The sequence below is a fragment of the Collimonas sp. GW821-FHT02H07 genome (genome assembly GCF_059421505.1).
Genome location: NZ_JBWKVC010000003.1, coordinates 184,014 through 196,009, shown reverse-complemented (window position 1 = coordinate 196,009; position 11,996 = coordinate 184,014). Strand labels below are relative to the sequence as shown.

Below are 11,996 nucleotides of genomic sequence, written 5' to 3'. Positions count from 1 at the left end.
AAGAGGCCGTTAACAAAAAAAAGCGCTTACCGTGAAGTAAGCGCTTTTCAGATGCGTGCCGCCCAGTCTTTTATTCCTGAGCGGCCAGGACCAATGGTTTGTTATGCGAAATTGTTATGCGAAGTTCTTCGAAGCAAATTCCCAATTCGCCAATGCCCAGAATGCTTCCAGGTATTTTGGACGGGCGTTGCGGTAGTCGATGTAGTAAGCATGTTCCCAGACATCGACGGTGATCAAAGGCTTAGCGTCGGTGGTCAGTGGAGTAGCTGCGTTGGAAGTCGACACCAGGCCGAGCGAACCGTCGGCATTTTTCACCAGCCAGGCCCAGCCAGAACCGAAAGTGCCGACTGCAGTCTTGGTCAGTTCAACCTTGAAGTTGTCGAACGAACCCCACTTGGCGTTGATCGCATCTGCCAATGCGCCGGTTGGTGCGCTGCCGCCGCCCTGTGCTACCGGCGACAGGCTGTGCCAGTAGAAAGTGTGGTTCCAGATTTGCGCTGCGTTGTTGAAGACGCCGCCGGACGATTTCTTGACGATGTCTTCCAGGGATGCGTTTTCGAATTCTGTGCCTGGGATCAGGTTGTTCAGGTTGGTCACATAGGTCTGGTGATGCTTGCCATAGTGGAATTCCAGAGTCTCTTTGGAAATGTGTGGAGTTAATGCATCCAGAGCATACGGCAGGGGCGGGAGAGTGTGTGCCATGTTGTGCGTCCTTCCTATAGTTTTATTGGGATTACAAAGAAGCTGTTGCCTATACAAGTACAAGTGATGAACAGTTTCCAGGAAAGAGCTATTGTAAAGCGCTTAGCTATTCCATGCAGCATGCTTGCGCTTTCCGGCGCCTTTTTATTCGACCCGATATGCGGCTTGCGCCGCTTTCTGTGAAGCCCGTACTCAGTCGAGCGTTGCTTGCACGCTGTCGATGCCGACCCTGGCGCTGCCTTCGGCTAGCTGGACAGTGACGAAATGCCGCGGCTGCAAGGCTTGCGGCGTGCGGATCACATGTCCCTTGGCATCGGAAACGATGGCGTAGCCGCGTTCCAGCGTGCGCTGCGGATTCAGCAGTTCGAGTTGCGCATTGAGCGCGGCCAGCGCCTGCCGCCGGTCCCTGTTTTTTGCCGCCAGCGCGCTGCCGAGACGGCGGCTCTGCTCCAGCAGTGCGCTGCGTGGCGCCGCAGTATCGGGGATCTGTGCCGCCATGCGGGTGCGCAGGTTGAGCAGGGCGTAGCGCGACTGCGTCAGCGGAATGCGGGTGGCGTGCAGCAAGCGGCTGTGCAGGCTTTGCAGCTTGACCCGTTCATGGGCAATGGTGGTGGCCGGGCTGCTCAGGCGGCGTCCCAGCCAGTCGAGCGTCTGGCTGGCTTCTCCCAGCTGCCGGCGCAAGGCGCGGGTGAGGTCGTCGGCGTGCGCTTCCAGCGTCGCCAGCCAGTCGCCGCGCGGTACTGTAGCCAGCTCGGCAGCAGCGGTCGGCGTGGCGGCGCGCAGGTCGGCGGCAAAGTCGGCAATGGTGAAATCGGTTTCGTGGCCGACGCCGGAAATCACCGGCATCGGCGCCGCCACGATCGCGCGCGCCACCGCTTCGTCATTGAACGACCACAGGTCTTCGATGCTGCCGCCGCCGCGGCACACCAGCAGCAGCTCGCATTCGGCGCGCGCCGCCGCGGTGTTGATGGCGCGTGCGATCTTTTCCGCGGCGCCGTCGCCTTGCACCGGCGTCGGGTACAGGATCACGCGCACATGCGGCGCCCGGCGCGCCAATGCGGTCAGGATGTCGCGCAGCGCCGCCGCCTGCAGGCTGGTGACGATGCCGATGGTTCGGGCGAACGGCGGCAGCGGCCGCTTGCGCGCCGGATCGAACAAGCCTTCCGCGTTGAGTTTTTCTTTCAGGCGCAAAAACGCTTCGTACAGATTGCCGACGCCGGCGCGCCGGATCGCTTCGACATTGAGCTGGTAGTCGCCACGCGCGGCGTACAGGGTTACCAGGGCCCGCACTTCCACCTTGTCGCCGTCGCGCGGGGTAAAGCCGGCATGCTGGGCGCGGCCCTTGAACATCACACCGCGCACTTGCGCTGCATCGTCCTTCAGCGTGAAGTACCAGTGGCCGGATGCGTAGCTCTTGAAATTCGAGATTTCGCCTGAGACCCAGGCCAGTGGAAAACTGCGTTCCAGCATCCGCGCAACGGCTTGATTCAAGGCGGAGACCGTCAACATCTGCGGTCCGTCGGAACGATTATCGGGAGGGCTGGAGAGATTCATGCGGGCTTTCGATTCAAATGATTACCTGGTCCGCTGCGGCGAGCGCAGCAGGAGCGCTGACATTGTAAAGCACAGCCGCTGCACAGCAATGGAAAAGCGAAACAAATCAAGGGCTTGTCATGAAAGCAGTGGGCTTGCGCACAAGCTTATCCACATATTCTGTGGGTAACTGTGGATTTCTGCCGGCTTGTGGATATGCGCCGGATATGCGCCAGGCAAGCATGGCAAAACGATCACGGATGATGGTGAAAATCCTTCTCGCCGTCCGCAGATACGCGTTTCAGGCGCATTTGCAGCATTCCTTCACACTGGTGAAAATGCATTTCCAATCAATGACTTCAGATGAACCCAGCGCGCTTGTGCACAAAGTTATCCCCAAAATCTGTGGAAAACTTTGCGCGTGTGCCGCCGGCAAAATCTGCCTGTTTTTTAAGCGGCGGGAAAAATTCCTTTTAAATCATGGACTTCAATATCGAGTTCGCTACTTGTCCACAATCTTGTTCACATAATGTGTGTGAAACTACGAGAAGCGTTTTATCAACATGGAACACAGTGGAAAACACCGCGATAAAAATTTCTGCTCAGCAATGCTTGTCGCGCTTGCCCGCAAGCCGTCAACAAGTTACATTCTGCATCCATGCCGATGAACCCCCTCATCTGCATTTGTCTCGGCGACCCCGTCTCACCGATACGCTCTACTGTATTAGTACCTCACCAAGGAGTTTCTTTTGTTTGCCATTATTCAAGCTGCGGGCTGGCCGATCTGGTTATTGTTAATTGCCTCAGTCATTGCCACCGCATTGATTATCGAACGTCTCGTTTATTTGCGCCGCCCGCGGATTCTGCCGCCGCAACTGTTGCAGGAAGTGATACGGGTTTATCACAACGGCAAGATCAATGACGACGTCTTGACCAACCTGGCTTCCAATTCGCCGCTGGGCCGGGTGCTGGCTGCCGGCCTGCGCAACGTCGATGCGCCGCGCGACCTGATGAAGGAATCGATCGAAGAGGCCGGCCAGGCGACTGCGCATGACCTCGAACGTTTCCTGACCACGCTGGGCACGATTGCCTCGCTGGCGCCGCTGATGGGCTTGTTCGGCACGGTGGTCGGCATGATTGAAATTTTTGGCGCGACAACCGGCGCCGGCGCCGATCCTACGCAGCTGGGCCATGGCATTTCGGTGGCGCTGTATAACACCGGCTTCGGCCTGGCGATCGCCATGCCTGCCTTGATTTTCTATCGCCATTTCCGTGCCCTGGTGGACGGTTTTGTCGTCGATATGGAGCAGCAGGCTGTAAAATTTGTCGATACAGTCCATGGTGCCCGTAAGTAAAATAATTGTGGGACAGAGTTTAAGAGCCACCGTAGCGTGGCGAATTACACTCCCCGTGCGGCTCTGTCCCCAACTGACTAGAAAAACAGTCAAAATCACAAAGAAAAGTATATGAATTTCCGTAAAGGCAAGGGCCGCGAGGACCCTGAAATCAACCTGATTCCGTTCATCGATGTCTTGCTGGTGATCGTGATCTTCCTGATGGTGACCACCAGCTACAGCAAGTTCACCGCGCTGCAGATCACCTTGCCGACTGCCGATGCCGACAAGGCCATGACGCAGCCGCAGGAGATCAACGTCGCGGTCAATCCGCAGGGCCAGTACGCTGTGAACAACGTGCAGGTGTCGTCCAAGGATGCGGCGTCGCTGGCGCTGGACCTGAAGAATGCGGTGCAGGCCGATGGCCAGTCCAAGGCGGATCCGGTAGTGATCATCAATGCCGACGCCATGGCGACCCATCAGACCGTGATCAATGTGCTGGAAGCTGCGCGTCTGGCGGGTTTCGACAAGATCACGTTTGCCGCGCAGACTAGTGGCCACAAGTAAAAGCTCGCTTGAATCGACCCTGAGCGCCGCCTGGCAGCGGCGCGGCTTGCTGGCATGCCTGCTGTGGCCGCTGTCGCTGCTGTTCGGCTTGCTGGCGGCGTTGCGCCGCCGGCTCTATGCCGCCGGCTGGCAGGCCAGCATCCGTCTGCCGGTGCCGGTGATCGTGGTCGGCAACATCTTTGTCGGCGGCACCGGCAAGACGCCGCTGACGATCTGGCTGGTGCAAGCCCTGCGCCAGGCCGGCTACGTGCCGGGCGTGATCTCGCGCGGCTATGCGGCGCAATCTTCCGACGGAAAATCACAGGTACGGCAGGTGAATGCCACTTCGCTGGCGGCCGAAGTCGGCGACGAACCCTTGCTGATCGCCGACCGCGCCCAATGTCCGGTGGTGGTCGGGCGCGACCGGGTGGCGGCGGCGCAAGCCTTGCTGCAGGCGCATCCTGAGGTCAACCTGATCTTGTCCGACGACGGCTTGCAGCATTACCGTTTGCAGCGCGATATCGAAATCGTCCTGTTCGATTCCCGCGGCGCCGGCAACGGCTGGCTGCTGCCGGCCGGGCCCTTGCGCGAACCGGCTTCGCGCCGGCGCGACTTTACCGTGGTCAATGCCCCCGCGATTCCTGCCTCCATGCCGGCCGATTCGATCCGCATGCAGCTGGTGGGTGAGCAAGCCGAACGCCTGGCCGATCCGGCGCAGACGCGGGCGCTGGCCAGCTTGCGCGATCCGGCGCTGAAGATTGCCGCGGCGGCCGGGATAGGCAATCCGCAACGCTTTTTCAGCATGCTGAGCGCGGCCGGCCTGAAGTTCGAGACGCTGGCCTTGCCCGATCATCATGATTTTTCCGACAACCCGTTTACCGCCCTGCAGGCAGAGCTGATCCTGATCACGGAAAAGGATGCAGTAAAATGTCGGCAAATAGCTTCTATTAAAAACGACCCGCGCATCTGGGTCGTTCCGGTGACGGCGCAGATTGACGCCGCACTGTCACATCAAATTCTGGAGAAACTCCGTGGACACTCAACTGCTTGACATCCTGGTCTGCCCGATCTGCAAAGGGCCGCTGCATCACGACAAGAAAGCCCAGGAACTGATTTGCAACGCTGACAAGCTGGCTTATCCGATCCGCGACGGCATCCCCATCATGTGGGCCGACCAGGCGCGCGACCTCAACGCTCCGGCCGCCGGCGCGGCTCCTGCAGCCTGAGTGGCGGGAGACACTGTGAGTCATAGCAAGCCTTTCACGGTCATCATTCCGGCGCGGCTGGCTTCCACCCGCCTGCCCAATAAGCCGCTGGCCGATATCGGCGGCAAGCCGATGATCGTGCGCACCGCCGAGCGCGCTGCGCAGTCCGGCGCGGCGCAGGTGATCGTGGCCACCGACCATGCGGAAATCCTGGCGGTTTGCGCGCAACATGGGATTGCCGCGCGCCTGACGCGCGCCGACCATCCCTCCGGCACCGACCGCATCGCGGAAGTGGCGGCGGCGCTGGGCTTGGCGGCCGATGCCGTGGTGGTCAACGTGCAGGGCGACGAACCGATGATCGATCCGGCCCTGATCGCGGCCACTGCCGCCCAGATCAGCGCCGAAGTGCCGATGGCGACCGCGGCGCACGCCATCGATGCTGTCGCCGACGTATTCAATCCGAATGTGGTCAAGGTCGTCCTGAACCAGGCCGGGCGCGCCCTGTATTTTTCACGGGCGACGATTCCCTGGCACCGGGACGGTTTTGCGCAAACGCAGCAGAGCCTGCCGGCCGGCTACCAGCCCTTGCGCCATATCGGCCTGTACGCCTACAGCAATGGTTTTTTGCAAACCTATCCGACTTTAGCTGTGTCGCCGCTGGAACAGATTGAAGCGCTGGAACAGCTGCGGGTGCTGTGGCACGGCTATCCGATCGCGGTGCATATTGCGCCGGCGGCGCCGGCGCCCGGCGTCGATACGGCGGAAGACCTGGAGCGGGTGCGCCGTTTTTTCACTGCATGAAATACCAGGAAATGATAGAAAATCATCGTTGAGCCAACAGAAATCGTGCCCAAATCATGGGCAAAGCGCGCTGTTTGGTAAAATTGTATGGTAAGTTTCATGCAAAGATAGCGTGATATAAATAAGCATCTCAGGAGACGTCGCTGCCAGTTCGCTGTGCGCCGTCGCCACAATCAATTCACAAACTCACCTTAGGACTTCAACATGCGCCTCATCCTTTTAGGAGCGCCTGGTGCCGGTAAAGGCACGCAAGCGACTTTCATTAAAGAGAAATTCAACATTCCGCAGATTTCCACGGGCGACATGTTGCGCGCAGCAGTCAAGGCTGGCACTCCGCTAGGCATTGAAGCGAAGAAGGTGATGGACGCAGGCGGCCTGGTCTCCGACGACATCATCATCGGCCTGGTCAAGGACCGCCTGAAACAGTCGGATTGCGCCAACGGCTACCTGTTCGACGGCTTCCCGCGCACCATTCCGCAGGCGGACGCGATGAAAGAGGCGGGAGTGGCTATCGACTACGTGCTGGAAATCGATGTTCCCGACAGCGCCATCATCGAACGCATGAGCGGCCGCCGTGTGCATCTGTCCTCGGGCCGCACTTACCACGCCAAGTTCAATCCGCCGAAAGTGGAGGGCAAGGACGACGTCACCGGGGAAGACCTGATCCAGCGCGACGACGACAAGGAAGCAACCGTCAAGAAGCGTTTGTCCGTGTATCACGAACAGACCGAGGTGCTGGTCAATTACTACGGCGACTGGGCCAAGGCCGGCTTGCCGGGCGCGCCCAAGTATCGCAAGATCGCCGGCGTCGGTCCGGTCGAGCAGATACGCGATAGCGCGTTTGCGGCATTGGAAGCATAAAGAAAGCGGACTTCGGTCCGCTTTTTCTTTTAATCAATACTTTCCGGCAAAGTCATTTAGAATAAATCCAAGCGCCAATCTTCAGGCAGCAACCTGTCAAAGCCAGCCCAAGCATCTCACTGAAAATAAAAGGGCAACGAAAAATTTTGCATTACGCGGTATCGGCCGGGAATCGCAGGCGCCAGGTTGGCGTCGCGCAGACCGGTGAAATGGTGTGATTGTCTTATTTTGTCGTGCAGCCGTTCGAAAAACAGGAGGAGTCAACATGGCATCAAGTCTATGGTTTGCCGTTGCTTGCGGCATCATTGCCGTTATCTACGGGCTGGTTTCACGCAGTTGGATATTGAAGCAGGATCCCGGCAATCCACGCATGCAGGAAATCGCCGCCGCGATCCAGCAGGGCGCCGCTGCTTACCTGGCGCGCCAGTACCGCACCATCGCCATCGTCGGCGCGGTGCTGTTTATCGTGATTGCCATACTGCCGGGACTGGGGCTGGTGACCGCCGCCGGCTTTCTGATCGGCGCGGTGCTGTCGGGCGCCTGCGGCTTCATCGGCATGAATGTCTCGGTGCGCGCCAATGTGCGCACCGCCCAAGCCGCCACCAAGGGCATGGGGCCGGCGCTGAACGTCGCCTTCCGCGGCGGCGCCATCACCGGGATGCTGGTGGTGGGCCTTGGCTTGCTCGGCGTAACCTTGTTTTTCCTGTGGCTGCTGGCTTTCACCGGCCCTGCCAGCGCGTCGCTGCATGATGTCATCCGGCCGCTGATCGGGCTGGCCTTCGGCGCTTCGCTGATTTCGATTTTCGCCCGTCTCGGCGGCGGCATCTTCACCAAGGGCGCGGACGTCGGCGCCGACCTGGTGGGCAAGGTGGAAGCCGGCATTCCGGAAGACGACCCGCGCAATCCGGCGGTGATCGCCGATAACGTCGGCGACAATGTCGGCGACTGCGCCGGCATGGCGGCCGACCTGTTCGAAACCTATGTGGTGACCTTGATCGCCACCATGCTGCTCGGTTCGCTGCTGGTGCATGGCGCTGAATTGCAGGCGGTGCTGTATCCGCTTGCCCTGGGCGGCGTCTCCATCCTGGCCTCGATCATCGGTTGTTCCATGGTCAAGGCCAAGCCTGGGAAGAAAATCATGTCGGCGCTGTATACCGGCCTGTGGTGGGCGGCGATCCTGAGCCTGGCCGGTTTTGCGGTAGTGACCTGGCTGATCCTGCCGGAGCCGATGCGCGTGCCAATGATGAGCTCGGCCTTCATCGGCATTGTCCTCACCGGCTTGATGGTCTATATCACCGAGTATTACACCGGCACCGATTTCAAGCCGGTGCGCCACATTGCGCAAGCTTCCACCACCGGCCACGGCACTAATATCATCGCCGGTCTCGGCGTCTCGATGAAATCGACTGCCTATCCGGTGCTGGCGGTGTGCGTCGCCATCCTCGCGTCTTACTGGCTGGCCGGCCTGTACGGCATCGCCATCGCCGCTACCGCCATGCTGTCGATGGCCGGCATCATCGTGGCGCTGGACGCCTACGGTCCGATCACCGATAACGCCGGCGGCATCGCCGAAATGTCGGGCTTGCCGGATTCGGTGCGGGCGATTACCGATCCGCTGGACGCGGTCGGCAATACCACCAAGGCGGTCACCAAGGGCTATGCCATCGGCTCGGCCGGCCTGGCGGCGCTGGTGCTGTTCGCCGATTACACCCATGCCCTTGATTCGGTCGGCAAGAGCACCGTCTTCGATCTCTCCAATCCGCTGGTGATCGTCGGCCTCTTCATCGGCGGCCTGATCCCTTACCTGTTCGGGGCGATGGCGATGGAAGCCGTGGGCCGCGCCGCCGGCGCGGTGGTGATCGAGGTGCGGCGCCAGTTCCGCGACATCAAAGGCATCATGGACGGCAGCGGCAAGCCGGAGTACGACAAGGCGGTCGACATGCTGACCTCGTCGGCGATCAAGGAAATGATCATCCCGTCGCTGCTGCCGGTGGTGGTGCCTATCCTGGTCGGCCTGATCCTCGGTCCGGCGGCGCTGGGCGGCCTGTTGATGGGCACCATCGTCACCGGCCTGTTCGTGGCGATCTCCATGACCACCGGCGGCGGCGCCTGGGACAATGCCAAGAAATATATCGAGGACGGCAACCATGGCGGCAAGGGTTCGGAGGCGCACAAGGCGGCGGTGACCGGCGACACGGTCGGCGATCCCTACAAGGATACGGCCGGTCCGGCGGTCAATCCGCTGATCAAGATCATCAACATCGTGGCCTTGCTGCTGGTGCCTTTGCTGCCGGGGAGCGGCATGAACCAGGCGGTTGCGGGGCCTGAGGTGATCCTGGTGCCGGCGCCGGTTACGGCGCCCGCAGCTGAAACGGCCAGCCCCGGCAGCGCCGCAGCAGCGGCGACTGCGCCGGCTTCGGCGCCGTCCGCGGTGATTTATTTCGAATCGGGCAAGTCGGAGGCGCCGGCCGACACCAGCGAAAAGCTGGCGCCGGTCATCGAAGCCGCCAAGGCCAAGAGCGACGCCAAAGTGGTGGTGAGCGGCTTCCACGACACCACCGGCGATGCGGCCAAGAATGAAGAAATCTCCAAGGAACGCGCCAAGAGCGTCAAGGCGCTGCTGCTGATCGGCGGCGTGGCGGAAGACGCGATCGTGCTGGAGAAACCGCAGGTGACTACCGGCAGCGGCGACAACGCCGAGGCGCGGCGGGTCGAGGTGAGCGTACGCTGAGGCGGGGCCGGATTGGGCAGGGCGGCAGCGGCAGGCCGCCTTGCGGATTCCTAATCAGGTGTCCGCTCAGATGTGCGCAGCTGACTGCTTGCGCCACGCGTATCAGAATGGGATAGCCACAATGAAAAAGGACATCACGCGATGTCCTTTGGTTTTTTTGATGCGGTTGGCAAGCGCTTAGCGATTGACCTTGCACGCCGTATCGGTATCCCAGCGCCCGGAGCAAATGCGCCAGCGGCACAGTTCGCCTTCGATCATGCCGAGCTGGTGGCAGCGCTGCAGCAGGCCGGCGGTGCTGTCGCCGGCTTTGCGCTCAACGATATCCGGTCCGTCGGCGCTGTTTTGCGCCAGCACCGGTTCGGCAGCTTTCTTTTTGGCTTGCTGCTTGGATTTCGCGGTCTCTTTAGGCTTGGCCGGTTCACTCACGCTGTCGCCGTGCGACACCAGCGCGGTCAATATATTCACGTCGCTGTCGGGCGGCGTGCTGGCGGCTTTTACCGGTTTCTGCGCAACTGCTTTTTTGTCCGGCACATTGCGATTCACCAGCGGCGCGTTCACGCTCTTTGCGACAGGTTTCGCCTTTGCCGGCTTCGGTTCTTCCAGCGCGCTCTTCAGCGAAGTGGCAGTCACCGGCACGCCGGCTTCCAGGCTCTCGGTCAGCTTGGCGCGCGGATCGGCAGGCGCCTGGTCGGCGGCTGCGTCGGATTTGTCAGCGTGGACGGCCGGATCGTTTTCGATGACCGCCGCTTGCGATTCGGCTTTTTCAGGCGCGGACGTATTGGCGGCGAGGATCGGAGTGCTTGACGGCAATTCTTTCGGCGCGGCCGGCGTAGGTGCAGCCGGCGTGCTGGCCGCAGTGGCGTCGGCAAGCTGGCTGCTGCGTTGATTCCAGGCAAAAAAACCGCCGGCCCCGATCGCTGCCAGCAAGGCCAGCACGACAGCGCCGCGCACTACGCCGGATTTCTTTTGCGCAATGCCTTTCGCAGGAGAGTCCTTGCCCTCCAGAGCGTTCAGGATGCTCCCGCTGCGATTGTCTGCCGACGTCGAACCCGATAGCAAATTCGGTTTTACAGAGCCGCGCGCAGTTTCTTCTGATGGTTGCAAGACACAGTTCTCCAAATGTCAGGTATTAAACACAGACCGACGTGACGCCCAGTTTGATAAGGTATACTCTCTGACAACTAAATATGTCAACTGGCAATATATTACCAAAAAAGTACAATTTTTTTTTGGTAATATTAACGAAAGGTATTTGCGTTGGTCTTAGCCGTTGCTCTTTATTTCATACTCGCCTGCGGCATCTCGGGTCTGCTGTTGTTTCCGGCTGCCCGTGAAATTGTATTTTCGGCACTGCTTAGAGGGCGGCAGCAACTCGGCGCCCAGGTCCAGAACTGGAAAGAACGCCGGTCGAGGACAACAAAATCCTTTACGCAAAACCTGCAAGCGTCGAGACTCTCGACTTGGCAGTTTATTAAAAAACATCATTTGATTCTACTCGCAGGAACGGCGGTTGTGCTGATTCCACCGTTGATTGCCTGGATGTTGAGTGGAAAAGCGATGCTGGGCAGCTATGATGATTCAGGGCAAGTTGTGAACCAGCAGATCGCCGCGCTGCTGGAAGGAGAGCAATTAGTACCGCCGCCACCGTTGCCGCCTGAGGTCTTTACTACCCAGGAAGTGGCGCAGGTGCGGCCGATGCTGGATAGCGCCAGCCGCAACTGGCAGCAGCTGGATGCCGATTTCACCCAGCGCCTGCTGATGACTTTCAAGATCATGAAAGAGCAGCATGGTTATGACATGGTGATTATCGAAGGGTACCGCAGTCCGGAACGGCAGAATGCGCTGGCGCAGATGGGGGGCAGCGTGACCAATGCCAAGGCATTCCAGAGTTACCACCAGTATGGCCTGGCCGCCGATTCGGCGTTCATGCGCAACGGCAAGCTGGTGATTACGGAGAAAGATCCGTGGGCCATGCGCGGTTATCAGCTGTATGGCGAAGTGGCTGAATCGGTGGGGCTGACCTGGGGCGGCCGCTGGAAAATGATGGACCTGGGGCACGTGGAGTTCCGCAAGCCGGGTGTAATGAAAAAATGAAACAGCTGTTTTGCAGTGCAATCCAGATTTACCGTTTAGGTTGATGCAGTCAGGCGCGGATGTCCGTGTCGAACAGGGCAGATTTGCTGTTGCGTAAAAGCAACAGCGAGCAACAACCTGCAGTCGTGACGCTGAATCGGCTATCGTCATGGCTGCCGGTGGAAATTGCCGTTTTGCATCACTTTCAAA

At 59.9% G+C, this 11,996-nt stretch carries 12 protein-coding genes; 9 read left to right on the top strand and 3 right to left on the bottom strand.

From position 1 onward, the window contains the following. Nucleotides 1–114: 114 nt before the first annotated feature. Together sodB and xseA are read right to left on the bottom strand one after the other, a co-directional pair. Nucleotides 115–702, bottom strand: coding sequence for a superoxide dismutase [Fe] (gene sodB / locus AC07V8_RS06990; protein WP_494679075.1), 588 nt, complete (start codon nt 700–702; stop codon nt 115–117). A gap of 192 nt (nt 703–894) precedes the next feature. Continuing rightward, the gene (xseA, locus tag AC07V8_RS06985; RefSeq protein ID WP_494679076.1) at nt 895–2,256 is read right to left on the bottom strand and encodes an exodeoxyribonuclease VII large subunit; all 1,362 of its coding nucleotides are present in this window, start codon (nt 2,254–2,256) and stop codon (nt 895–897) included. Nucleotides 2,257–2,375: 119 nt separating this feature from the next. Here xseA and AC07V8_RS06980 point away from each other — a divergent pair, with 119 nt between their 5' ends. The 8 genes from AC07V8_RS06980 to AC07V8_RS06945 all read left to right on the top strand — a co-directional run bounded on the left by AC07V8_RS06980 (nt 2,376) and on the right by AC07V8_RS06945 (nt 9,713). Beyond that, entirely contained in the window at nt 2,376–2,765 is a 390-nt protein-coding gene (locus tag AC07V8_RS06980) for a hypothetical protein (RefSeq protein WP_494679077.1), read from the top strand. Nucleotides 2,766–2,984: 219 nt separating this feature from the next. Further along, complete coding sequence (locus AC07V8_RS06975; protein ID WP_098493474.1) at nt 2,985–3,590, top strand: MotA/TolQ/ExbB proton channel family protein; 606 nt, start codon at nt 2,985–2,987, stop codon at nt 3,588–3,590. Between the two features lie 111 nt (nt 3,591–3,701). Further along, nucleotides 3,702–4,136 (top strand): ExbD/TolR family protein, encoded by a 435-nt coding sequence (locus AC07V8_RS06970; RefSeq protein ID WP_098493473.1) that lies wholly within the window; start codon nt 3,702–3,704, stop codon nt 4,134–4,136. Further along, nucleotides 4,123–5,166 (top strand): tetraacyldisaccharide 4'-kinase, encoded by a 1,044-nt coding sequence (lpxK, locus tag AC07V8_RS06965; RefSeq protein ID WP_494679078.1) that lies wholly within the window; start codon nt 4,123–4,125, stop codon nt 5,164–5,166. Before AC07V8_RS06970 ends, lpxK begins: the two co-directional genes overlap by 14 nt. Next, complete coding sequence (locus AC07V8_RS06960; RefSeq protein ID WP_061942518.1) at nt 5,147–5,341, top strand: Trm112 family protein; 195 nt, start codon at nt 5,147–5,149, stop codon at nt 5,339–5,341. Before lpxK ends, AC07V8_RS06960 begins: the two co-directional genes overlap by 20 nt. 15 nt (nt 5,342–5,356) lie before the next feature. After that, nucleotides 5,357–6,121 (top strand): 3-deoxy-manno-octulosonate cytidylyltransferase, encoded by a 765-nt coding sequence (gene kdsB, locus AC07V8_RS06955; RefSeq protein ID WP_494679079.1) that lies wholly within the window; start codon nt 5,357–5,359, stop codon nt 6,119–6,121. 204 nt (nt 6,122–6,325) lie between these two features. Continuing rightward, nucleotides 6,326–6,982, top strand: a complete 657-nt coding sequence (adk, locus tag AC07V8_RS06950) for an adenylate kinase (RefSeq protein WP_494679080.1) — start codon at nt 6,326–6,328, stop codon at nt 6,980–6,982. Nucleotides 6,983–7,247: 265 nt separating this feature from the next. Beyond that, entirely contained in the window at nt 7,248–9,713 is a 2,466-nt protein-coding gene (locus tag AC07V8_RS06945; RefSeq protein ID WP_494679081.1) for a sodium-translocating pyrophosphatase, read from the top strand. 177 nt (nt 9,714–9,890) lie between these two features. Here AC07V8_RS06945 and AC07V8_RS06940 read toward each other — a convergent pair whose 3' ends face one another. Continuing rightward, nucleotides 9,891–10,817: a hypothetical protein gene (locus AC07V8_RS06940; RefSeq protein ID WP_494679082.1), complete on the bottom strand. Its 927-nt coding sequence runs from the start codon at nt 10,815–10,817 to the stop codon at nt 9,891–9,893. A 153-nt stretch (nt 10,818–10,970) separates the two neighbouring features. Between AC07V8_RS06940 and AC07V8_RS06935 the strand changes: the two genes are divergently transcribed. Beyond that, entirely contained in the window at nt 10,971–11,807 is an 837-nt protein-coding gene (locus tag AC07V8_RS06935; RefSeq protein ID WP_494679083.1) for a M15 family metallopeptidase, read from the top strand. Nucleotides 11,808–11,996 lie beyond the last annotated feature (189 nt).

Bases quoted from the DNA above. Each gene is read 5' to 3' on its own strand.
- sodB (WP_494679075.1), bottom strand. From the start codon at position 702: ATGGCACACACTCTCCCGCCCCTGCCGTATGCTCTGGATGCATTAACT.
- xseA (WP_494679076.1), bottom strand. From the start codon at position 2,256: ATGAATCTCTCCAGCCCTCCCGATAATCGTTCCGACGGACCGCAGATG.
- AC07V8_RS06980 (WP_494679077.1), top strand. From the start codon at position 2,376: ATGAAAGCAGTGGGCTTGCGCACAAGCTTATCCACATATTCTGTGGGT.
- AC07V8_RS06970 (WP_098493473.1), top strand. From the start codon at position 3,702: ATGAATTTCCGTAAAGGCAAGGGCCGCGAGGACCCTGAAATCAACCTG.
- adk (WP_494679080.1), top strand. From the start codon at position 6,326: ATGCGCCTCATCCTTTTAGGAGCGCCTGGTGCCGGTAAAGGCACGCAA.
- AC07V8_RS06945 (WP_494679081.1), top strand. From the start codon at position 7,248: ATGGCATCAAGTCTATGGTTTGCCGTTGCTTGCGGCATCATTGCCGTT.